13 protein-coding genes are annotated in these 25,052 nt (G+C 42.6%); 7 read left to right on the forward strand and 6 right to left on the reverse strand.

Going from position 1 to position 25,052, the window contains the following annotated elements; all coding sequences use genetic code 11:
- The first annotated feature begins 444 nt into the window (after window positions 1-444).
- The 3 genes from BGP76_RS06010 (at window position 445) to BGP76_RS06020 (ending at window position 3,029) form a co-directional block, all read left to right on the forward strand.
- Window positions 445-1,842: a thioredoxin-like domain-containing protein gene (locus BGP76_RS06010; protein ID WP_119843963.1), complete on the forward strand. Its 1,398-nt coding sequence runs from the start codon at window positions 445-447 to the stop codon at window positions 1,840-1,842.
- A gap of 91 nt (window positions 1,843-1,933) precedes the next feature.
- Window positions 1,934-2,407 (forward strand): hypothetical protein, encoded by a 474-nt coding sequence (locus BGP76_RS06015; protein WP_073118359.1) that lies wholly within the window; start codon window positions 1,934-1,936, stop codon window positions 2,405-2,407.
- Window positions 2,408-2,465: 58 nt separating this feature from the next.
- The gene (locus BGP76_RS06020; protein WP_255416067.1) at window positions 2,466-3,029 is read left to right on the forward strand and encodes a rhomboid family intramembrane serine protease; all 564 of its coding nucleotides are present in this window, start codon (window positions 2,466-2,468) and stop codon (window positions 3,027-3,029) included.
- Window positions 3,030-3,034: 5 nt separating this feature from the next.
- Here BGP76_RS06020 and BGP76_RS06025 read toward each other — a convergent pair whose 3' ends face one another.
- The 6 genes from BGP76_RS06025 to BGP76_RS06050 all read right to left on the reverse strand — a co-directional run bounded on the left by BGP76_RS06025 (window position 3,035) and on the right by BGP76_RS06050 (window position 8,527).
- Window positions 3,035-3,751, reverse strand: a complete 717-nt coding sequence (locus BGP76_RS06025; RefSeq protein WP_073118356.1) for an alpha/beta hydrolase — start codon at window positions 3,749-3,751, stop codon at window positions 3,035-3,037.
- Between the two features lie 215 nt (window positions 3,752-3,966).
- Complete coding sequence (locus BGP76_RS06030; protein ID WP_073118354.1) at window positions 3,967-4,851, reverse strand: metal ABC transporter permease; 885 nt, start codon at window positions 4,849-4,851, stop codon at window positions 3,967-3,969.
- On the reverse strand, window positions 4,851-6,158 hold the full coding sequence (locus tag BGP76_RS06035; RefSeq protein WP_073118352.1) for an iron chelate uptake ABC transporter family permease subunit: 1,308 nt from the start codon (window positions 6,156-6,158) through the stop codon (window positions 4,851-4,853). The genes BGP76_RS06030 and BGP76_RS06035 overlap by 1 nt, the downstream gene beginning before the upstream one ends.
- Window positions 6,158-6,949 (reverse strand): metal ABC transporter ATP-binding protein, encoded by a 792-nt coding sequence (locus BGP76_RS06040; RefSeq protein ID WP_119843965.1) that lies wholly within the window; start codon window positions 6,947-6,949, stop codon window positions 6,158-6,160. The genes BGP76_RS06035 and BGP76_RS06040 overlap by 1 nt, the downstream gene beginning before the upstream one ends.
- Complete coding sequence (locus BGP76_RS06045) at window positions 6,949-7,869, reverse strand: metal ABC transporter solute-binding protein, Zn/Mn family (RefSeq protein WP_119843966.1); 921 nt, start codon at window positions 7,867-7,869, stop codon at window positions 6,949-6,951. The genes BGP76_RS06040 and BGP76_RS06045 overlap by 1 nt, the downstream gene beginning before the upstream one ends.
- Window position 7,870: 1 nt before the next feature.
- Window positions 7,871-8,527 carry a metal-dependent transcriptional regulator gene (locus BGP76_RS06050; RefSeq protein ID WP_073118346.1) on the reverse strand — a complete coding sequence of 219 codons (657 nt, stop codon included), beginning with the start codon at window positions 8,525-8,527 and terminating at the stop codon, window positions 7,871-7,873.
- 302 nt (window positions 8,528-8,829) lie between these two features.
- Between BGP76_RS06050 and BGP76_RS06055 the strand changes: the two genes are divergently transcribed.
- The 4 genes from BGP76_RS06055 (at window position 8,830) to BGP76_RS06070 (ending at window position 24,809) form a co-directional block, all read left to right on the forward strand.
- Window positions 8,830-11,775 (forward strand): hypothetical protein, encoded by a 2,946-nt coding sequence (locus tag BGP76_RS06055; RefSeq protein ID WP_119843967.1) that lies wholly within the window; start codon window positions 8,830-8,832, stop codon window positions 11,773-11,775.
- On the forward strand, window positions 11,775-12,764 hold the full coding sequence (locus tag BGP76_RS06060; protein ID WP_255416068.1) for a mechanosensitive ion channel family protein: 990 nt from the start codon (window positions 11,775-11,777) through the stop codon (window positions 12,762-12,764). Before BGP76_RS06055 ends, BGP76_RS06060 begins: the two co-directional genes overlap by 1 nt.
- A 519-nt stretch (window positions 12,765-13,283) precedes the next feature.
- Window positions 13,284-14,060 carry a rhamnogalacturonan acetylesterase gene (locus BGP76_RS06065; protein WP_221409849.1) on the forward strand — a complete coding sequence of 259 codons (777 nt, stop codon included), beginning with the start codon at window positions 13,284-13,286 and terminating at the stop codon, window positions 14,058-14,060.
- A 297-nt stretch (window positions 14,061-14,357) separates the two neighbouring features.
- The gene (locus BGP76_RS06070; protein ID WP_158584091.1) at window positions 14,358-24,809 is read left to right on the forward strand and encodes a S8 family serine peptidase; all 10,452 of its coding nucleotides are present in this window, start codon (window positions 14,358-14,360) and stop codon (window positions 24,807-24,809) included.
- The last annotated feature ends 243 nt before the right edge of the window (window positions 24,810-25,052 follow it).

Consider the following 25,052-nt stretch of genomic DNA (forward strand, 5'->3'; position numbering starts at 1 on the left):
TAAGTAATTCAATTCCACTTCCATCATTGATTGGGAAGATGGAAGAGGAATAAAAAAAACTGAATAGAATTAAAACTGCTGATTTTAATGATTTATTCAATGCAATGGGTTCTAATAATTAATTTCTCAAATGCTGCTATAGTAATTATGAGCGCTTTTCGGGAAGACCAGTTTCGTTTTTGTCCTTGTCAGTGTCATCATCATCGGGCATTCTTGTTACTAGAGTCTTGTTTACTATTAAATTTTTCATGGTTTGTTTATTTTTATGTTTTAATGAATTTTGATCCAAAATACGCAAGTATTGCTGAAAATCATAATACTGAAAGGGTTCTGAGTAAGAAATGGATCAAAAATAGCAACCTCAAAAAGAAAGTGGCTTCTCGTTCAGAATATCATATCAAAATTAGTTCTTTTGCATTCATTCAGAACATAAATTATTGACTTATGTGGATTAAAAAGTGCTTGTTTTTTTCGTTTGTATTAATAAGCTTAAATGGATTTGGGCAGACAGAAGGGTATAGGATAGAAGTTGTGATGGAAGGCCTAGAAGATACGGTTGTCTATTTGGGCAATCACTTTGGTCCCAAAAAGTACCTCCAAGATACTGCGAAGTTAGAAGCTGGTGGACGGCTTGTTTTTGAAGGGGATAGACGGCTGAAAACAGGCATGTATTTTCTGTATGGAGGAGCGTTGTATATGGATTTGATTATTGACGAGCAGCAGTTTAAATTATCTACTAAGCGTACTGATTTATACGGTAGTATGATCGTAGAGGACTCTCCGTCGAATGTTCAGTTTAGAGATTTTCAGGAGTTGATGATAGCTCATCAGCAGAATGTTCGTGATCTTACGCAACGCTTGGATTCAACCTCTACCAAGAAAGACTCTGTTACCATATTTGACCAGGTGCAAGAGCTAAATGATCTGAACTTGGCAGCAAGAGACAGTCTCCAAGAACAGTGTGGAGATAGTTTTGTAGCAGAACTGATCGAATTAATGGGATTGCGAACTGACTTTGCTTTTGAAGGAGACTCACTGACCGTAGAAGAAAAGCAGGAGCAGTACAATGCATTCAAAAATGACTATTTCAAAAACATTGATTTCAACTCTGAAGGACTCGTTCGTACACCGATATTTGAGTCCAAAATCAATGAGTATCTAGACAAAGTCACGATACAAAATCCTGATTCGGTTATTCATTCAGTAGATTTTCTATTGAGTAGTAGCCAAGACAATGAGGAACTGTATCGCTATCTGCTGGTGACCTTGTTTCAGAAATACCAAAACCATAAGATCATGGGAATGGACAAAGTATTCGTCTATCTGTCAGATGAGTATTACCTAAAAGGTAAAGCTCCATGGGCTGATGAGGCAATGATTACAGAACTCAAAAAGGAAATGGTATTTCATCGTGACAATCAAATCGGGAATATAGCTCCACAGATTTATTTTCAGGACACGTCTGGTGTAGCCAGTAGTTTATACAGTATCAAGGATGATTACATTATCTTATATTTCTATTCGCCTACTTGCGGTCATTGCAAAAAGAAAACGCCTGTACTCAAAGAGGTTTATGACCGGTTGGATGGTAAGGCAGAGGTCGTGGCAGTCTGTACTGATACCGATGCAGAGAAGTGGAAGGAGTTTATCCAAGAATTAGACCTCAATTGGTTGAATTATGCAGATATGGGGTACAAAAGCAATTTTAGGGTAGAGTATAATGTACGCAGTACACCTATGCTGTACATTCTGGACAAAGACAAACGAATCATTGCGAAGAAGCTGGATGTAGAACAGGTCAAAGGCTTTGTGGAAGAACAGGTTAGAAGAGCATTACAGTAATATTTTTGAGGGAATAATTATTATTTTGTTTTCGCTTTGGACTAATTCTCTTATTTTCGGAGCAGAATTTTTGAAGATTAAATAAAACCAAATGGTTGAAGAATTTAAAACACTGAGAGACGATGAAATTGAGGTATTATTAAATGCCCCAGTTCTTGTATCTGTAATGATAGCTGGTGCTGATGACAAGATCGATAAGACAGAAATCACGCAAGCAGTAGAGATTGCTAATAGCAAGCAAGCGCGCGCGCGCGAGCAGCTGATCGAGTATTACAGAGAAGTAGGCAAGGATTTTCAGGCAAAGTTTGAGAAGTATGTGGCAGAGTTGCCGGACAATGCAAGTGCTAGAACAGATTTGATCAGTACTGAATTGAGGAAACTCAACCATATCCTGCCAAAACTTGAGCATAACTTTGCTGTGAAGCTTTATGCAAGCCTCAAAGAAATGGCAAAAAAAGTAGCTGAGGCTTCTGGTGGTGTGTTAGGCTATATGTCTGTGAGCTACGAAGAGGCCAAATTGATGGAGCTTGGAATGATTGAAGATCCAGATACTTTTGAGCAGTAATATCGACCTATTGAAAAATTTGATAAACGCTATCCTCTAAAGGGTAGCGTTTTTTGTTATGAAGAAGATAAGTACTTATAGACGTAGTTCGGTTATCCCACTACGCATGGCATTTGTCATGTGGCTTTTGTTTACGTACCAATTCTACTCGGGACACGACTTAGGATTTTTGGGTATTTATCCGAGGCACCTACTTGGTCTGATAGGAGTATTAGTGAGCCCTTTGGTTCATGGGGATGTGAACCATATTATGTCCAATACTGTACCACTGATATTACTAGGGGCTGTGCTCTTTCACTTCTACCCTCTAATAGCGCGTGTGGTGTTTGTTAACTCTTATTTGGTGACAGGGCTTTTAGTTTGGCTCTTTGGACGAGAGTTCTTTCACATTGGAGCCAGTGGGGTGATCTACAGTTTAGCGTTTTTTCTTATGCTGTTTGGTCTTTTTCGTAAGGATAAAAAATCACTCCTCATTTCTATCATCGTCGTGGTAGTGTATGGAGGTTTAGTCTATGGTCTGATGCCAAACGATCCACAGACATCGTGGGAATCACACGTTTTCGGAGCAGGAGTAGGGACGTCTCTGGCGTTCGTGTTTAGAAATCGCGCACGTGTAGATTAATCAAGTCAGAAATTCATGACAAATCCATAAATTATCCGTGCGTAGGTAGATTCATTGACCGTGAAATTATCCATGTGTCCTGACTTTTCGAATACATGCAGTTGTTTGAATTCAAAATCAGTTTGATCATAGAGCCGTTGCATATCCTCTTCCTTGAATACATAATTTTCATTACCATGGAAATACAAAATTCCTCTCAGGTCTTTGCCGGCTGGTTGTGAGACTACTGTTATTGTATTGAACTCTGGTATCATCACACTGCTCGGGATTTTCATAGGCGAGTGTATCGCTTTGAACCTTGATCCGAGCGCAGCAAAATCCACATAAGGGTTGTCTGCTATAATCCCTGTGATCTGGTGTCTGTTGTAGCCATGGTTGAGCCCAATACCCGCGCCGATTCCCCAGCCATAGACGATGATTTCATGATCAAAGCGCTCACTAACATAAGCGATGACTGCATCAAAGTCTGTAAAAAATTCTTTGTAGATATAATTGAGTGGGTCGATTTGGAAGTCACTACTGCCACCAAATCCACGATAGTCATAGGTAACGACATTGAACCCATAATTGACAAAAATCCTCACACGTTCTAAATAAGCAGCCATATTTTCTACCCCATCATGGCTTATCACCATCAGTTGATTGCCTCTACTAGAAGGGAAGTACCATGCTTGTAATATAGCTCCATCAGGAGTAGGGATTTTGATGGATTCGTATTTCATCCTATGATCCTGCGGCAAAGTTTTGTATGTGCGAGAAGGGGAGAGAGCCAAGCACGCTTTACCAAACAATAGGAACACAAATAGTAAGATGAGACGGGTGATTGGCATGTGGGATTGAAATGGTTTTAGTTTTTGGAATACTAGAATAACAACTTCAGATCAAAGAAAGTCAATTTGCCAGCAACGAGGAAAGAAATATTGATCTAATAGCAGCCTCAATTCTTTGATGTCTCATACAGCTGTCTACGTCTTTTTGCGATCAGTCCATCCACAGGAGAGAAGATAAATGCTAGCGCAAAAAATAACCCTGCCATCGTAGACATGGCACCTGCTATAGAGCCGTCTAAGTATACAGCGAGATAGTAGCCTGTTGCTGATGTCAATATGCTCAGTGCTACAGTGATCCATAACATTTTCTTGAAATTGGCAGTGAGTAGATAGGCAGTAGCAGGTGGTGCAATTAATAACGCTACGACCAGAATAGCCCCGACAGATTCGAATGATGAGACTGTAGTAAGTGACACTGCACTCATCAGCAGGTAGTGCCATAGGCTAGTTGAGATACCAATTGCTGATGCAAAGGCAGGGTCAAAGGTGGTGAGATGTAACTCTTTGTATCCTAGTGTGATGAATAAAATAATAACGACAAGGACTACTCCAGAGATATACAATGATCTTGGTCCATAAATTATACCGTTTGATCCTATCCATAGGTCAAGAGGTACATAAGCGATTTCGCCATAGAGCACACAGTCTTGATCCAAATCTACTTCTCCAGCATAGACAGAGATCAGAATAACTCCGAGCGCAAACAGCCAAGTAAAGGTCACGCCAATGGAAGCATCTGACTGCAAACCTCCTTTTTTATGGAAAAATTCGATGAGGAAAGTTGTGAGTACACCAATAGCCCCTGCACCCAATAGCATGGTGAAAGAATCCCTGCTGCCGCTGATCAGGAAGGCCAGAACGATTCCAGGCAGTACGGCATGAGAGATGGCATCACCTACCATGGCCATTTTCCTAAGAATGAGAAAGCAGCCAAGCAAACCGCATGCGATGGCTACCAATGATCCGGTCGTTATGATGTATATCGCATCCATTATTTATTCATCAGGTTAGGGTCGTAGGGTATAGCAGAACTGTGAGGGTCGTTTTCTGGGTATTCTAGTAGGGATTCTAATCTTCGTTCTAACTCAGGCGTCAGAATATGCTCAATATTATCCGCATCTTCATGTACATGATCTGGCGCGATACGCAGATATTTTGTCAGGTAGACTTCCCATAGTCGGTGTAGTTTGACAACACGACGGCCTTTGATTTTACCCTGTTCGGTCAAGCTCCATTTGTCATCCCTATTGGATAAATACCCTTGGATATGTAAACGTCTGAGTCCTTTCTTTAGGGATTTCATACGGATTGGTCTTTTGTTTTGAAGTTCAGTGAGGGTTCTAGCACGCTGATGATCAGCATCTATCTCAGAGAGTTGGTAGAATAGTTTAAGAATGTTTTCGTTGAGGATTCTACGCTTGATACGGTATTGTCTCAGTAGTTTGTAGAAAATGCCCTTATTGGGCGCGATAAAAAATGAAACCAGAGCCAGCATTGAGACGATCAGAACTATCCATGGACCAGTAGGCATAGCAGGCGCAGTGTAAGAGATGAAGGCACCGCTGATCCCAGATACAGCTCCGAAAACCGCTGCAATGACAAGCATTACGCTCAGTTTGTCCGTCCAGAATCTTGCCGCAGCGGCTGGCGTGATGAGCATGGCAGCCATCAGTACCACGCCGACAGCTTGGATACCAGTGACCACTGCTAGTACCGTCAGTGTAGTGAGTACGAGTTCTAGCCTCCTAACGGGAAAACCAATGGACTTGGCAAAATCCTCGTCGAAGGAAATCAGTGCAAATTCTTTGTAGAAGAGGAGCACAACTACTACCAATACTAGGCTGATACTACTAAATACCACCAAGTCAGTACCTACTAAGGCAGCAGCTTTTCCAAATAGGAAAGAGTCCAGGCCTGTCTGAGCGGCATTGCCTGAGTGCTGTATCATCGTGAGTAGGAGGATGCCTATGCCGAAGAATACAGATAGAATGAGACCGATGGAAGTATCTTCTTTGATTTTGCTGGATCGCGTGATGAAATCAATGAGTACGAGTGCTAGCCACCCTGTGATGAATGCTCCGATGATGAGTACGACGGGATTCTTATTGCCAGAGAGTAAAAATGCTAAACAAATGCCAGGTAACACAGAGTGCGCCACGGCGTCTCCTACAAGTGCTTTTTTCTTGAGAAAGGTAAAGCAACCGACCAGTGCCGAACTGATAGCTAACAATACAGAACCTGCCGCGACATAACGAATGTTAGGATCCTGAAACGAAAAGAAGTAGATCAGATCTTCCATTAGGTGACGTCTCGGGTTGGGAATCCTTGCTTTCTTAGGAGGTTGCCTACATCGGATAGGATCGTGAGTTTACCTCCGTAGGTTTCTTGTAGCAGCTCTTGAGTGAATACTTCTTCAACAGGGCCAGAGGCCACCAGTCGAGTGTTTAATTGTACAACCCAGTCAAAGTACTTGGTAACGGTCTGGAGGTCGTGGTGTACGACTATCACTGTTTTGCCTTGTGCAGACATTTGTTTGAGGATGCCGATGATGGCTTTTTCTGTGGCAGCATCCACGCCTGCGAAAGGCTCATCCATAAAGTATAGATCGGCATTTTGAGCTAAGGCACGTGCCAAGAATACGCGCTGCTGTTGACCTCCAGATAACTGGCTGATTTGTCGGTTGGCGAACTCGGTCATCTTGACCTGAGCGATGGCATAGTCTGCCGCTTCATAGTCTGCTTTGCGAGGACGTTTGAATAGTCCCACTTTGGCATAGCGTCCCATTACCACCACATCTCGTACTGATGCAGGGAAGTCCCAATCCACAGATTCTTTCTGTGGGACGTAGCTGACTTTCTTTCGGACATCATCTAGTGGACTACCGAATAGTTCTACCCAACCGCTACTAAGAGGAACCAAACCCATTATGGCTTTTATAAGTGTTGATTTTCCGGCACCATTGGGTCCTATCACACCGACGAGTGAGCCTTTGGGTAGCGTCATGTCTACGCCCCAAAGTACAGGCTTTCGGCTGTAGGTGACCGTGAGATCATGCACTTCCAGTATAGGGTTTTCTACGTTTACTATCATTATTTCAGTGCGTTTACGATGGTTTGTACGTTGGTATGTACCATGCCGATGTAGGTGCCTTCAAATTCGCAAAACGAGCCCATGGCATCCGAGTATAGGCTACCACCAATTTTGACGTCATGTCCACTTTCTTTACAACCTTGTACAACAGCATTGATCGCTTTTTTGGAGACGGATGTTTCGATGAACACTGCTTTAATTTTTCGATCTATGATCAGATTTACCAACTGTGAAATATCCTTAAGACCTGGTTCTGATAGAGTAGAGAGTCCTTGTAATCCTTTGACTTCTATATCATAGGCATCCCCGAAGTACCCAAATGCATCGTGTGCTGTGATTAGCAGACGTTGAGAAGGAGGAATGGTCGCAATTTCGGATTTGACGGCAGTATCTAAGGAATCGAGCTGCTGTAGATAGTTGTTTGCATTTTGAGTATAATAGTCGATATGAGCACTGTCATAGCGGATCAGTTGGTCACGAATGTTTTGTATAGCATCAGCCCACAGCGCTACATCGAACCAAATGTGAGGGTCGTAAGTGCCTGGGTAGGTTTCGCTTTCGCGCAAAAGGCTATCGGAGAGATCTGCACTGATGGCTGCCACGTTCTTGATGCGTGCCAGCTTCTCGAATACTTCCCCCATTTTACCTTCTAGGTGTAGTCCATTATAAAACACGATATCCGCTTGTTGGAGTTTTTGGAGATCTCCTTGTGTCGCTTTATAAAGGTGAGGGTCTACACCGGGTCCCATGAGTGCTTGTGCTTCGACTTGATCTCCACCGATGTGAATGACCGCATCGTAGATCATACCTGTCGTGGTGACTATTTGTACTTTTCCCTTCTTTTCTTTCTGTTTTGGAGTACAGGATAGAATGCAGAATAGTGATAGAATGAGGGTGATATGGTAGAGGTGTTTGTTCATGTTATTCGGTAACGAGCAGGTTGTCTGCTACTTGTTTAGAGATGAAAATGGTGGGATAGCCTATAATGTCTATCTGCATAGAACCATCAAAGGTGTTGATGTCTTTGATGGTGATTTTAGATCCGAGTGAAATATTGATTTTGTCTAAATGAGCCAAAAAGTCAGATTCTGAATTTTCTACACCTGTAACGATGACTTGTTTGCCCATTTTGACCTCTGTCAGCGGGACTTTCTTGCCGATGACGATTTCTCCGTTTTCGTCAGGAATTGGATCTCCATGAGGGTCTACACGTGGATAACCTAGGAATTTATCCAGTTTGGTAACAAGTACCGGTGATTTGATATGTTCTAGTTGCTCAGCGATCTCATGGACTTCATCCCATTTGAAATCCAACTTGTCTACCAAGAATACTTCCCAGAGGCGGTGTTTTCTGATCACCAATAACGCCGCCTTTGCACCTTTGATCGATACATTGGCACCTTTGTACTTTTTGTAAGAGACATAGCCTTTGTCACTCAGCTTTTTGATCATGTCACTGACCGAGGCGGGTTTCGTCTTGAGTACATCCGCTATCGCGTTGGTCGTGACCGCATGCTGACCAGAGTCAGACAAGTGGTAGACGGCTTTCAAATAATTTTCTTCTGCGTAACTAAGCATTCATCCTGTTGTTCAGGCAAATGTAAGATTATTTTAGATTCATCTAAAAATATTTTCAGTTCATTATTTTCGGTTAGGGCCAGTTTCTACTTTGCACTGTGGTTAAAAATCTGCTTTAAGAAATCACCAATCGAAAAAAGAATGATACAAAACCTATCCGTATTTTAGAATCCTTCGTATTGCTATCACTTTGCGTCTGATCGTAATTTTATTCCTTGATTCGTTTTTTGAGAAAGCAAGGGATTGGATTACTTTACAACATGAGTGCTCCTAAAAGTAGGAGCTAACTTTTAACCAATATAATGAGCCTGACGAACGAAGAAATATATGAGCATGTAGAGACGCTATACCAAGCGCATTATCTGGGGCTAGTGGAAGACCAGATGAGTCAAGAGTGTGACCACATGTTAGCTATTATTGCTGCTGCTGAAATCCAAGAGGTTGAAGGAGCTACTGATGATCATCGGCGTATCGCTGCTCGCAATGAGAAGCTGCATCAACTCATCAATCAGTCTTGGGACTTGCCCGAGAAAAAACCATTGGCAGAAATCTATCCTAAGCTATTTGAGGCTTGGGAGATTGAAATGGAGAGTTGTCCTCTACAGCAGGTGGATGAACAGTCTAGAGATCGATTTTATCCGTTGGTCGGGGATTCTATCTTTTTGAGATTACTAAAGATGAGTAAGCGCAGCTTGTTGATTTTGGGTCAGCTGCCTCGACGCTTTGTTAATTTGTTTCGAAAGGAGAAACGAGCGCTTCATTATTGGTCTCATACTATACCAATGCGTAATTTGGTGCAGAGACACTATGGGGCACGTCTGATAGAGGATCTAGAAGGGCTAACTGATCATTTCTTCGGCGGAATGGTCAAGGAATACCTTACCGTCAAAGCTTGGCAAGAGACCATGGCATTGGATGCGACACATGCAGCAGTTAGCTCCGTACATATGACAGATCATGTGTTGGCATTCAAGAAGAAATGGAGTGAATCGACCCCAGCTATTATAGCAGAGATATTTGCAGCACGACGAAAAGCCTTCGAGCAGGAGTACGAGCGTGCAGGCACGTGGGAGTACGCCAAATGGAAACTGTCGGACACCAAAGTAGCAGGGTGGTTGACGGATGCTCACGAAAGTTGGTCTAGACATCAGTACGAGTGGAAGAATACGATCTATGCAGTGTTCGAGGATTGGAGGTCCGATCTTGATATTTATATCCTACAACAGAAAACTCTCGCAGAACTATCACAGTACCAGGAGGCACAGCGTCAGAAATTGACCAAATATATCGATCCTGATATAGATAAGATACAGCAATTCATTACAGATTCACTGGATGGATTAGGTCAGCCACAGGAGTCTATCCTCAAGGAACTGAAGCGTCTGCATTATCAGACTGTGAAGCAGCTGGATCAGAGTTTGGTACCGCAGCTCAGTGAGAAGCTTTCCAGTCAAAACATAGTAGGCCATATCAATAAACTGGAAGTCACTGTGTCTCAGCTCGTGTCTGAGCTGTCCGAAGAGCATATCATCCTGAAGTCTGGAGACTATGATAGACCGCTCAAGCATGATGATTTTCATCAGATATCCATTGACGAACTGATCACTTTTGAGACACTCGTGGTGTTTCAAAACGAACTGGCACGATTCAAAACACAGATGTTCAGTGTCTTGGAATCAGCTGCAGATGAGACCAAAGATCTTGATCACATCATTACGTTTAGTCTATCGTCGGCGATTGCATCTTTGGATGATGAAAAGTCAGATCAGGAAGTGATTCTTATTGCCGAGGAAGGTTTTCAGCGGGCATCTTCACGTCTATCAGAGATCAGGGAGAAACTACAACTATCACTATCAGAAACGAGCGATGGTTTGGAGGCAGCTGTTCAGCAGTTTTGTGATAGTCTCACCGCACTGACACACAATGAAAATACCAGAGAGCTCAAAATGCGAATCACCAAGGCCAAGGCAGCACGCCAAGCGGTACAGGTTCGCGAAGAGCTTCAGGACAGAATCAAGGGAGTGGCTTTGCAGCTATGGGAGAAATCCAAAGTGAATTATACGGTATTTAGAGCTGAATTGAGCAAATGGAGTGGTCGTTTTATCCTCACTGCCAATAAGCCAGAGTTGACCAAGCAGGTTTCGGATTTCTTATACGAGTCGCAGCAGGCATTGGATAAACTGCCATTGATCTATCAGCGACTATACCAGATAGAGCCACTCGAAGATCTCGAACTCTTCGAAGGACGTGCCATGGAGTATGAAGCACTCCAGAGTGCTTTTAAAAACTGGAAACTAGGCAGGTATGGTGCAACTGTGGTTTTGGGAGAGAAATGGGGCGGCTTGACTTCCTTTATGAACTATGCTGTCAAAGAGGTAGGTTTTACACACTCGGTCTCACGACATGCACTAGAAGGGAATCTGTATAGTCACAACGATTTCATCACGATGATGTGTCGCTTGTTCCAGTTGGAAAATATCCAGAACATGGACGAACTGGTTAGTCATTTTCATCAAGGACCTAAACGTGTCATCGTGTTGGAGGATATTCAGAAAATGTATTTGAGGAAGGTGGATGGGTTTCAGGCCTTGATCGGACTCAATCAGTTGATTAGCCGAACAGGGCAGCACATCTTTTGGGTGGTGACTAGTACGATCTATACTTGGAACTACCTGAGTCAGACGATACAGATTAATCAATATTTTTCTTATATCATCGAGCTAAAGGAGCTGACCAATGATCAGATTATCAATATCGTCTGGAAGAGAAATAAAATCAGTGGCTACAACATCCAATTCGAAGTAGAGGAGGAGAGGTCCAATGATAAGAAGTTCATGAAGTTGACATCTGCTCAGCAGCAGGATAAGTTGAAGCAGGAGTTCTTTTCTTCGCTCAATTCATTTGCGAAAAGCAACGTAAGTATGGCGCTGATTTTCTGGTTGTTGTCTACGAGAAAAATCGAAGATAACAGGATTACCATAGGGACTTTTAAAAACCCTAATTTGGGGTTTCTAAAGGCATTGTCTATGGAAAAGGTTTACATTCTCCATGTCTTGATTCTGCATGACGGCTTGAACGTAGCACAGATCAGTGAAGTACTGAATATACCACAGACGCACTGTCAGCTCATGCTATTGGCACTGCTAGAAGATGGAGTAGTATTCGAAGAAAAGTCCACTTATATGATTAATCCGATCGTCTACCGAGGCATGATCAATTTGCTAAAATCCAAGAATTTAATTCACTGATGATGAAACGATTGTTGATACTAGTATGGCTCCTGTGTCTCATGGCACCAGTAGCTCATGCGCAAGATACTACCCGGTTGGACTCTGCGTTTATGCAGCTGGACAGTGCGATCTATCCAGATGAGGCTAAGAAAGATACGATCGCTGAGAACAAATCGGATAGTACAAAAACACCTACACAGACCGTCAAAGAAAAGACTAAACAACTCGTAGATAACCCTCCCGATATCAGTGAATTGATTTCGTTCTCTGAGATTTTTTGGGCAGTCGTGATTATGGTCGTGGGCTACTTTGTGATCAAGTTTACCTCGCGGATTCTAGAGTTGTTCGCAGAGAAGAGTACACAGTACCGTATCACGATCAAGAGTTTGATTCCAGTGGTCAAAATCGCTGGCTGGGTCATTATTTTGATTATCATTATCATGGGGGTGTTTCAGCCACCAGCTGCTACGATATTGGCTTTTTCTGCTTCGATTGGTGTGGCAGTAGGATTTGCCTCTCAGGATATCTTGAAGAATATATTTGGAGGGATTATGATTCTCTTCGATAGACCCTTCAACTCTGGGGACAAGATCGAAGTAGGAGAGCACTATGGCGAGGTAGTAGAGATTGGACTCAGATCTACTCGTATACTGACGCCTGATGATAGTTTGGTATCTATCCCCAATAGCGAAATTATGAACAAGGCTGTCTCCAATGCCAACACTGGAGAACCCAACTGTCAGGTGGTCGCAGAGATCTATCTACCTATCCACGTAGATACTGTCAAGGTGCGCGAGATTGCTACACAGTCAGCACAGGTCTCCAAGTATGTCTACATGAACAAACCGATTGCAGTCATTTTTATCAATGAGATCAAGCATGAGAAACCGATTTTTCGCGTTCGACTAAAAGCTTATGTGTTAGATATCAGAGACGAGTTCAAATTTAAAAGTGAGATGACCGAGATCGTCATCAAGAAGCTAGTAGAAGAAGGTATGATTGGTTGATGAATTCTAATGATACTCTCTTTTCTATCTGTTGAGATTGTGTAGGTTCTTCTTCGATGGTTTCCTAAAGTCGTATCGGGATTTTTTTATCATTTGTATAGTGATGTTGATCAGTAAGGCAACTCCTGTTCTGTCGGAGATGATATTTTCTCTTGCCAGATCAGCAGGCGTTTTTATAGGAAAGAAACCAGCTGTTTCGCTGGGAGCTGGGGATTATGGCTAGAATCATCAGCACTACACCTGCTGAATATATCCGGAATAGCCACAATACCTCCCATACTCATCAATCCCTTTTTTATAAGTTCTTTTCCTTTCATTAGTTTTTTGTCAGAGTAAAATCACTCTGAAGTTTGGAAGTAATACCTAAGCTACATTTTGCGGAGCTTTTGATGACTAATGTGAAATGGGAGGAAATGGTTGCTAATTGAATAGCCTTAATACCTACAGGTATCTAATTTAGTTGGATAGTTTAGAATTAAATCTGATCAAAAGAAGATAGTTATTGATATGGTAGGCAAGATGAAAAAGAGCATGCTCGTGGTAGTAATAATGATGGTGCTATCAGCTGGTGGAATGAAAAAAAAGGTGACAACTGTTTACCTGATAGGTGACTCGACAATGGCTGATTATAACCTCTATGAAGGAGATTATATAACGACACGGTACCCTCTGACTGGCTGGGGTCAGGTGTTTCAACCTTTTTTTGCAGCAGATAGCTTGCCCTTGGTGAAAGGTCTGATCAGTACAGATAGTGTGATTGTCGATGATCGAGCACGTGGAGGTAGGAGTACGCGAACCTTCTTTCAAGAAGGCAGGTGGCGTAGTATATATGATGGTCTAAAAAAGGGGGATTTAGTACTGATGCAGTTTGGTCACAACGATGCTGCAGAACAAAAGACTGAACGCTATGTTGATGTAGAGGGCTACAAAGAGTTTCTCAGGCTATACATCAGTCAGAGTCTGCAAAAGGGAGCCATTCCTATCGTTCTTACCCCAGTAGCGCGGAATTATCCTTGGGAGGAAGGACGCCTTAGTAATGTACATGGAGACTATCCTACTGCTGCTATAGAGGTTGCTCAGGAATACGGAGTTTTGATCATAGATCTTAATCAACGCTCCATGTCTGCATTTAGTGATAAGGGTATGGAGTATGTGACTGATCACTATTTTATGAATCTACAGGAGGGGCAATTTGCTAATTACCCAGAAGGAAAAAATGACAACACCCATTTCCAACCAGAGGGAGCCAAAGCAGTGGCTCAGTTGGTCTTTGATGCATTGCAAGAGCTAGAGTAGTTTTACTTTATATCTAGAAAACAAATGGCTTGTTACATTTTGATGTTTTTTTAAGGAAAGAGTAGCTCTATAAACCGTTACTGACAATTGTATGCTTTTGGTAATGCTTTCGGCTTAATGAATTGATTATCAGTTAGTAAATAGATTAGTGATATAGTTTGTCATAAATAGGGTAGTTTTTAAGGGGGATTAATTCTTAAAAAGTGTTAATACTCTGTCGTAAGTCACTATTTTGCGATGTTATTTATTAATACGTTAAAGGGAAAAAAGTCTGTCACGTCTTTCCAACCAATTTTTATGAGAAAATATTTACTGGCCATCGTATGTATGGCATTTTACTTTGTTGTTACAGGACAAAGTTCATCTGCGGATCTAATCAATAAAGTCGTCCGTGTTAAGTTTCAAAAAAATCATCAACTACAGCTGAACAATCAGCAAAACAGTTTTCAAGCAACAGGTACATACTTGTCGGTAGGAAATGTGGGTTTAGATCAAGTCAACCAACGCTTTTCTGCCCAGCAAATGCGACGCGTATTCCCGTATGCTGGAAAATTTGAGTCCAAACATCAAGCTTATGGTTTAGATCTCTGGTATGATATCAGAGTTGATGCAGAGACTTCTATAGAAGAACTCATGGCGGCATATGGGGCGATAGAAGTCGTAGCTGCTGTCGAGCCGATTCAGGTGTACAGTACTGGTGCAGAAGACGCAGTTCAGTCTACCAATGATCCTCGTCTCGATGAGCAGTGGCACTATGAGAATACTGGACAAACTGGCGGATTGATTTCGGCAGATATTTCACTTTTCGATGCATGGCAGACGGAGGCAGGAGATGCTCGTGTCATCGTATCGGTGCATGATTCGGGGATAGATCTGTACCATCCAGATTTACAGAATAGGATTTGGACTAACAATGGAGAGATACCAGGTGACAATATCGATAATGACAACAATGGATATGTAGATGACTACTATGGGTACAATTTTGCGGCAGCAGTGGCAGGAGGAGATCCGAGTAGCGTGATGGATTATAACGGACATGGTACGCATACATCTGGTACTATCGCCGCAGAGAACAACAATGGTATTGGGGTGTCAGGTGTAGCAGGGGGTACTAGTGCGAGTGATGGTGTACGTATCATGATGATGCGACTAGGAGATGACTATGGATCCAATTCTATCTATAACCCTGCACCTTCTTACATTTATGCAGCAGACATGGGGTCGGTGATTTCATCCAACAGCTGGGGAGGTGGTAGTTATGACGGTTCTGTCTATGACGCCATTCAATATTATATTTCAGAGGCTGGTGGTAGAGATAGTGGCTTGGAGGGTGGTCTAGTTATTTTCTCATCTGGTAACTCCTCTAGTACTAGTTTTGATTATAAGGCTGATATAGATGGAGTAATTATGGTGTCTGCTACGAACCATCTAGATCGAAAATCTTGGTACTCTAACTATGGTAGTTGGGTGGATATATCAGCGCCCGGTGGGGAGACGGATATTAGCAATCAAGGTGTCTTGAGTACCCTGCCTGGGAATAGCTACGGTTTTTTTCAAGGGACGTCTATGGCTTGCCCTCATGTGAGTGGTGTAGCAGCACTATTGGTTTCAAAGGCTTTTGGGTCAGGACTTACGAGACAAGGGCTGGCTGAAGCACTGTTGTCTACGACGGACGATATTTATGATTTGAACCTTGGCTATACGGGGCTACTCGGGACAGGACGACTCAACGCCTCGCGTGCGCTTGATGCCGTGGGGACAGGAAGTGCAGGCCCTGGAAGTGTGCAGATCGATCCAGTTTCTGTCAGTAGGGAATTGACTATAGGGGAAACTAGTGAAGTCGTAGTGCGCTTGGTCAACACAAGTGAGTTTGACCTCACTGTCAAGATCGCTACGCCAGAAGTCTCATGGATCAGTGTAGATAGACCCAGTGTGACAATAGCTGCTAACACGACCGCAAAAGTTCCTGTTACCTTAAGTGCAGCTGATGTGGGGGGAGGCAATAGTAGTTTCTTAACGTTTAGCTACCCTTCGGTATCTAGTCTGCAGACTTACCGACTGCCTATATCGGTTTATACCTTGGACCAACCCGAGTTGACTTCTGTAGATACAGTCTTCTTCAGTGATCTGTACCCTGGACAGCAGGAGTTATTGAGCTTCTCCATACAAAACTCGGGGACTGGATACATTGAACTGCTCGAAGCGAATATGGCGAGTGATCAGTTTAGTTTTACTTTTGATCCCTTGACTTTAGCTCCTGGGGCATTTCAGAGTTTTGAGGTAGCTTTCTCCCCACAAACCTCAGGTTCGTGGGTGGATTCTATTCTGTTTCAAACAGACCATGAAGCGATCACGCACCACAAGGTAGTCTTGGTAGGTAAAGGGAAATCGACACTGCCCCCGGTACTGAATGTGAATACTACCACGATTGATATTGATGAAGACGACCCTCTATCTGGACAGGTCTTCTTTACCATTACAAATGACGGTGAAGACCTTTTAAATTATTTAGTCAGTGCGGAAAGCGCTCAAGTTTTTGACCCATTGGAAGACCAGTCGGTAGACGCAAAGTCAGAAAGTGAAAAGGATGAAGTGTCATCTATCGGGAGCTACAAAACCAGTGTAGATAGCCCTGTAGAAGAGGTGATGGATTTGGCATGGGACGGCAGCCATCTATGGGTAGCGGATCAAAATTCTAATTTGATACTGAAGTACGATCTGAGTAGTGAAACAGTTTTGGATACCATAGAATCCGTTGCGATACAGTCGGTAGCGATTGCCGCAGATGAAGCGTTCTTGTATGAACAAGATGCGTATGAGGGTCGAATTGTTAAGTACAATCTGACAACTGGGGGGATTGATTATCTGAATTTACAGAGTAGGTATTATGATAATAACATTGGAGTAGATCAGTCAGGCCTTTGGATCCAGTCAAATTATACGATGTATCAGTTTGATAAAGATTCGGGAGAAGAGTTGTTAAGTTATTCGATAAGTAGGAGTAGTAGTGATCCAGCCTTTTCGATAGTAGCCAATTCCTTATATATTAAGCAATCAAGCTATTTATATGTATATGAAAAGGAATCTTATTCGCACAAAAACCGCCTGTATCAGGTAGCAGGGCAGGAGGTATCGAATACCGATGGGTTGTCATTCGATGGTGAGAAAATGTGGACGGCTATGAATCAATATGGCAAATTGGTAGCCTTTGATATCTATGAAGACTTTACCTATATGTACAATTATCCAATTGGCTATTTAGCTGCTGGTGAAACGGCAACTATCCCGATATTTTATGATTTGTATGGATTAGACCAAGGCAATCGCTATACTGATACATGGATGATTAGTTCTAATGCTATAACGGATAGTAACGCCACAGTTGAAATCAATGCGACTATAGCTGGTGAGTCTCGTATGGAACTATCTAATACTATCACCATAGATGCCTATGTGGATCATCTCTATGAAGACTCTTTACAAATTTCTAATACTGGATCGGGTATACTAGAGATTGACATGATCAATGCGTTCGACGATCGATTTGAGATTGAAAATAAAGCATATTCTGTAGCAGCATATAGTTCTATCAAAGTGCCATTTAGTCTTTTGTTAACTGAGGAAGGTTCATTTAGAACTTCGTTGGCAATAGGTACTAATGATCCTGTCGAACCTTCATTATTAGTAGAGGTGTATGTGACAGGTCTATTGGCTCCAGAAATTTCTGTGGATTTGGATCAGATCGTCATGACCCTATATGAGTCTCAAGTAGACTCTGTAGCGATCAATGTAGAGAATAGCGGTCTGGGTTCACTGTTTTATTCATTTCTTAATGATCCACATAGCACTGAGGTAGTTGTAGAATCGACCTCTGAGACTTACATAGGAACTGCGCAAACGACTAAGTCGAAGGAGGAATTAGACTTGTTGGAGATCAAAGGGCTGCCATACAGCTCACAAGCCATTGATCGATTGATGGCAGCTGGTACTCGAAACACGGATTTGGAAGACGTTTTCTCTGCATTAGATGAATCATATACGGAGATCAATTCTTTGATTCCTAATCGATATGATTTCACGAATGGAGAAACAGGGAGTTCCATTAGTGATGGGGGTGGAGACATGTATGATACGGGTAATAGGCTTTATACTTCCATAGGAGGGCCTATTAGTTATACTAATGGTGAGATTCTAACTAGCTATTATCTCCAAGATGAAAATTACTTTACCGCAAAATACCCAGGTTTATTTGTATTCGCGGCAGATTATAGCGACTTAGAAACTTTTGGTATAAATGGAGGGCTCGGAGCAGATGGTTCGGGCAGTGTAGATGGTGCAGTTTTATCCTACAGAGTTGGGAGCAAGGAGTATCTCGGCTTTGTTAAGCGAGTGTATAGCACCTCTGATCCATCAGTGAACCATCTCATTATCGTAGAAAATAATGGTTCTGTATACCACAGCTTTGATACATATAGTGATAGTGATGAACACACCGTGTATGAATTGTCAGGTACAAGTAGACTCTATTATCTATTGTTTGCCAGTGCTAATGGTGGATATGTGGACAATGATGATATGTCATCTATCATGGAGAGGTTCATTGAAACAGTAGAATCTGATGGAAGTTATGAATTAGAACCTTCGCTTAGTGAAGTGAATACTATTCCGTTTGATACCTATGGGTTAGATTTCGGGGAGTACGACTACAACGTACAGGTGCTCAGCAATGATCCTGATCTACCTGTGATTAATATACCTACTAATCTTACCGTGCTGCCTAGTGCGAGATTTGAATCGAACAATGATACTTTGAGCTTCGAAAATGTGGCAGTAGGGAGTACGGGTCATGCTTATTTGTTCTTCACTAATATTGGTAGTGAGGATTTGATACTAGATGAGGTGACAGTTTCAAGTAGTGCAGGTTTTGAGGTTGTGAGCTTTACTGATACGGTAGGCTTTCAACAGTATGGAGTAATAGAGGTAGTTTACACACCTACTGAAATCGAAGAATTAGAGGCAATGTTGTCTATATCTACTAATGATAAGACCCATGCAGTATATGAAATTGCAGTCAAAGCATCTGGGGTTGCTTCAGCAATTTTAGAATTTGAAGAGACCTACGTGATCGATACGATAGCTGTGGGAGAAAAGAAGGATAGATCAGTGACATTGTCCAATCTCGGTACTGATGCGCTGTCTTATCGTCTAGTGGTAGAGGAGGCTGTTCCGTACCGCTATCTTGCGGCGGGTATTGAGTCTTATAGAATTCAAAGTGGCGTATATGAGGGAGGATTGAAAGCTCCAGCTCAAACGACAAATAACGGCAAGACCATAGCTGCACACACAGTTACTCCAGAGGAACTAGCTGGAGGGTTTCAATCCTTGGGCGGAAAGAGTGTTTTGGTTATCTCATCTGATTATAGTTCCGCAGTGGAGAGTGTAGTAGATTATTTGATCGCCTCTGAGTCTTTTGGCTATGTAGGTTATGTCAATTCTAATTATGGTTTTTACTTCGATATAGATGATATGAAACAGTATGACGCTGTTTTGTTATATGACAACAATGGTCATCAGAACGCAGATGTACTTGGTGATGTTTTGGCTGACTATGTTGATTTAGGAGGAGGGGTGGTTTCGGCGCTGTACGAATCCTCTAACCGTTCGATGGGGGGGCGCTGGAGAGATGAGATCGAAACCTATTCGGTCTATTCCAATCAAAATCTGCAAGTGTTATGGAATTATGACAACATCTCCATGGGGACTGTACACTTACCAGATCATTTGCTAATGAATGGCGTCAATACTTTCAATGGAGGAATATCTTCAATTAGGTACAATGCTACGGTAGATGATCTCCAACCAGATGTTGATTTGGTTGCATCATGGTCGGATGGTACACCACTCATAGTAGCCAAAGAGTTGCCGCATGCGAGGTTGGTTGATCTAGGGTTTTACCCTGTTTCAGATAGTTATGATGGCTACAACTGGGACAGCTCTACTGATGGGGTACAAATAGTGGTCAATGCGCTCAACTATGTCGCTGGTGGTATTGCGCACTCCAATGTCGACTGGTTGGAATTATCTAGCTACTCCATGGAGAACCTTGAAGGAGGTGCGACTAACGAGATTACTGCCACGATCTCTTCGGACGAGACAGAAGAATCGCTGAAGTCTGCGAGAATCACTGCCTATAGTGGAGATTCAAGAGTTGTCACAAGAACTATGCAGCTGGATGTTTTCAGCGATGGCGTGTCAGACCTTGTAGCAGTCGATACCTTAGATTTTGGTAGTGTGACTATAGGATATACTGCAGATGCTACGTTACGAATCCTCAATCAAGGGAGTGGAGCGACGTATTACTATCTCGCTGGTGACAGTTTGGGGAACTTTGAAACCACGTACTATGATAGCCTTTTGACAGGTGGTTTTGAGACGACAGGAAGATCGATTCGGTTTACAGGAGATGAAATAGGTCACTACTTCGAAACCATTACAATTAAAAATGTCACTGATGTGCAGAGCCGGGAGGTTGTACTATCCGCCGAGGTAGTTCCACCAGGTGTTATTCGACTAAACCCAGATAGTGTTTCGTTGTTTGCAAACTATCAAGGGCAGGTCGCTTCGTCATTTTATATTCATAATGAGGGTGAGGCAGACTTGGCGTTCCAATTTGGAACGTTTCATACACAGCACCTGACGCAAAACTTCAAAGCAGAAGAGCATACTCCTTTATCTTTTTCGGCCATCCCTACCAAAGGACAGGTTGATAGTCGAGTAGGCTACCCTGTATCCCAGGGGATTGGGGTCGATATTTTTGGGTATGCTTTTATGGATAGTGATGAAGACGAAGGGCCTGATTACCTGTGGCAAGACATTACTACTACAGGTGTAGAGGTTGATTTAGAAGATGATGCTTCGGTCATGATTGATTTGCCATTTGAGTTTCCTTTCTACGGATTGCGAAAATCAAATATATCGATTGGTGCGAACGGAGTGTTGTCTTTTGATGATCACGTAAACAACCCAGTCAATGCGCAGATACCAAGCGGTGCATCACCCAATGGATTAATTGCTGCTTTTTGGAAAGATTTATCTCCTAATCTAGGAGGGAGCATCTATTATGTACTGACCGACGATCATTTGACAGTTCAGTTCGATACAGTACCTGATTATGAGCAGACAGGAGTTTTTACTTTTCAGATACAATTGTTCGCGTCGGGAGAGATTGTCTTCTACTACGAGGAGATGCAAGGCACTACGGAAAATGTAACAGTGGGTATCGAGGATGAGTCAGGAGCGCGGGGGCTACAGGTGGCATTCAATACCGATTATGTCAGAGATGGGTTGGCCGTACGGTTTGTTCACCCGCAGCAGCGAATCGATCCAGCGCTAACGAGTGGATTGGTTCAACCAGGAGATTCCTTAGAAATACCTTTCGTGTATCATGTGATGGATGACTTGGGTGGGTATTATACAGATTATCTGACGGTATCTAGCAATGATACGATTAACCCAGTTAGCCAGTTGAAGATATCCTATTTTGTGGATGCTCCATCTAGTATAGCGGTATATAGTGACACCTTGATGATGGATACCACTTTTCTTACACAAGTCAATCAAAGAAGCGTCTGGTTTGAAAACGACAGCTTAGGTATCCTAACGGTAGACTCGATACGTTCGGCTAGTACACAGTTTGAACTGTTGTTTCCATACTATGAGGCTACTAGTTTGGCATTGAACAATGAAGTTTCTTATCGAAGCAGTACGAAACGCCTCACGGTCAACATCACAGACATAGAGGAGGTATTGCGTGCTAAACTGGTTAGAAAGAAAGACGGCGTGACTACCGAAGTGACAGATTTAGCTTTTACATGGGAAGAGGGTAATCTAGTGATCTCACAATTACTAATTATGTCTGATGAAAACCAATGGCAGTTAGGTCAGGGCGAGTTGTATCTTGAGTTGTTCTCAATAGCGCATTTGGATGGGTTAGCATCTTATCAGTTGTTGCCCGCACCAACATCGGTCGATCCGTATGATTATTCTGACCAATTCAAGTTACTCTATAAGCCAACAAGGATAGATGTAGACACTACCATGATCACCGTGTATAACAATAGTGCGGATGCGCCAGTGTATCAGTTTGTAGCGATCGGGAACGGGCGTGCATCAGCAGCTCAAATTTCGGTCAGTGTGACAGAGCTTGCGCAAGTTCTGGTCGTCAACGATAGTATCGATCAGACTTTTAGGGTGTCTAATACGGGGTCTGATTCTCTATCTCTCTCGTTTCAGTCCGCTAGTGTTTCTTTTGAGTCCAATCTGAATCCGATTCGCCTCAATAGCATAAACGAAATAGCCAGTGAAGGTGAATCAAAGGATAACCCATGGATAGCACCTTATAGAGAGCCTACAAGTAGTGATCAAGTGTCAAGTAGAATGATGGATGAATCATCAATCGGTACGACTTTTTATGGCTCGATTGTTACCTACACTGACTTCAACCTTCTAGGGTACAGTACAACTAGCCATCCTGAGGGTTTTAACGAAATTATTTCTGCTGGCTATAATACTACTTTGGCAGCTGAGTTTGTATATGGATCGAGCACTCAGATGTACGTATTGGATTATGTGGGTAGGCTTAGTTTGGTGGATGTCATCGAAGAAACCAGTTATACTATTTTCCAATTTCCATCGGTTGGTAGCTGGACGGGGCTGACTAAAGACCCAGTGACAGGTAGCTTGTATGCGAGTACGGAGACAGGATTGTACTTAGTAGACCCTGTTACTTTTTCGACAGAGCACGTTGGTTATTTTGGGACAAGTAATATGATAGGGATCGCGATGGGTGAATCGGGTCAGATGTATGGTTATACTTTAGAAGATAACCTATATGAGATTGATGTACGTACAGGTGCTGCTTCTCTGGTTGGTTACATCGGGTTTGACGCTGTGTTTGGTCAAGATTTGGCGTATGATTTTAAAACTAAGGCTTTTTACATGGCCGCCTATTCCAATGCCAACGGTGCAGAACTTAGAATGGTTGATACTAACACTGGGATGACCCAAAGTTTGGGAGCCTTGGCGACTAGTTATGCTGGAACTCAGATGACTGCTTTGGCATTTGAGTCAGGGGTTTCAAGTGGTGTGTTTTCTATCACGCAGCAGGATACTGTGTTAGCGCCAGGTCAAAATATCGAAGTAAGTATTGAGTTCAATTCTTCTAATCTTAACAATGGAGTCTACACCTCAGATTTATGGGTCAATAGTTCGGATCAGTCAAACCCATCGGTCCAGATACCACTGGCACTTACCGTCACGGGTAACAATGCGCAAGTGGGGGACTATATAGATAAGCTAAACTTCGGGTTGAGTACAATCTATGATACTACTTATGTCGAGCTACAGGTTCAAAACATAGGTAAGGATGTATTGATTCTGGATTTGGATGAGCGTGTGTCAGGATTTATGTTGGTAGATGATGCAAACGATTCGGTTCGCATCGGTATCGAGGAAACGAAGATTATTTCCATCCAGTTCGTCCCAACTGAGCCTACTACTTATACAGGTGAAATGACTTGGTCTACCAATGATCCTGATATGCCAGTGTTGACAGTCGGTCTATCAGGAGCTGGTCAGCGGTCTTCTGTCGAGCTGAACATGGATGTTTTTAGTTTTGCTTTTGAATCCCACCGAGGAGAGGAACTATCGGCTACCTATCAACTCTCTAGTGTCGGTAATGATACGGTCATGTATCAACTGATCCCTGAAGATGGCGTGACATGGATGCGTATGGTGAAAGATAGTTCATATTTACAGGCAGATTCTACGGCTAGTTATGACTTGGCTATCTCTACGATGGATATGGAAATAGGAGAGTATTCGTCCTATTTCACACTGTTGTCCAATGATCCCTACTACGATAGCTTGGTCGTGCCAGTAGCGTTGGTCGTGTATAACCAAGAGCCAGTACACGAAGAGGCTTTGGAGGCTAGATTGATCGCTATTGGAGAGGATACAGTGAGCGTAGACCTAGGGACTTATTTTAGCGATGCAGATGAGGATGTGTTGAGTTATGAAGTCGCTACTGTGGGCTATCTAAACAGAACACTAGAAGATGGTCTATTGACACTCTGGGGGACGCAGTTTGGTCAAGGACAGCTACAGATCACAGTGACCGATGGTCAAGGGGGGAAAGTACAAACGGCTATTGATCTAGTAGCGAATACTAGACCTATCATTACCAAAACCATTGGAGAAATTTATGTGAGCATGGATGGTGAGTTCAAAGAGTCTCTATCACTCGGTGATTATTTTACAGATGCCGATGGTCATGACCTGATGATGACAGTCGACTCATCAGCTGTAGCACAGTTTGTCCTCACGGATGACAATGATCTGCTTATCAAAGGAACTGCCGAAGGAGTGGATACTGTGGCGCTAGTGGCTCAGGATGGTTGGCATGAGGTCAGTCAGTCGTTTAGGTTGGTAGTCGAAAAGGAAGACATGAGACTGTACCCAAATCCTACGAAGGAGTTTTTTCAAGTCAACTTTCCTATCGAACTCAAAGATGAGTTAGCGCTGCGTTTGATTGACCTCAGTGGAAATATCGTTAAGGAGTGGACTGTCATGCCTGATGGAGACAATGTCTTCGAGCTAGATATAGCTGAGGTCAGAGCGGGAGTTTACCTTTTGGAGATGTACGACGGGGACAACCGAGTAAGCCATGAGCGTATTGTAAAAATCTAAACCTTAGATTTATTAAATAATACCACTACTGATAAATCTAACTTTCATGAACACTGATTGGTCAATTTTTTAAACGATCAGTGTTCATGAAGTTAGTAAGTAGCCTGATTAGATTATCTTTCTCAACAAATGGGTAGTAGGTATATTTGGGCTTGATGATTGATACGAAGTTTTTTTTGTTTGCTGTTACAGGTGCTTTGCATCGAATGCGAAGACATATTATTGCAGGATTAATAGCTGTAC

It is taken from the genome of Reichenbachiella sp. MSK19-1, from assembly GCF_003590315.1.
Classification (GTDB): Bacteria; Bacteroidota; Bacteroidia; order Cytophagales; family Cyclobacteriaceae; genus Reichenbachiella; species Reichenbachiella agariperforans.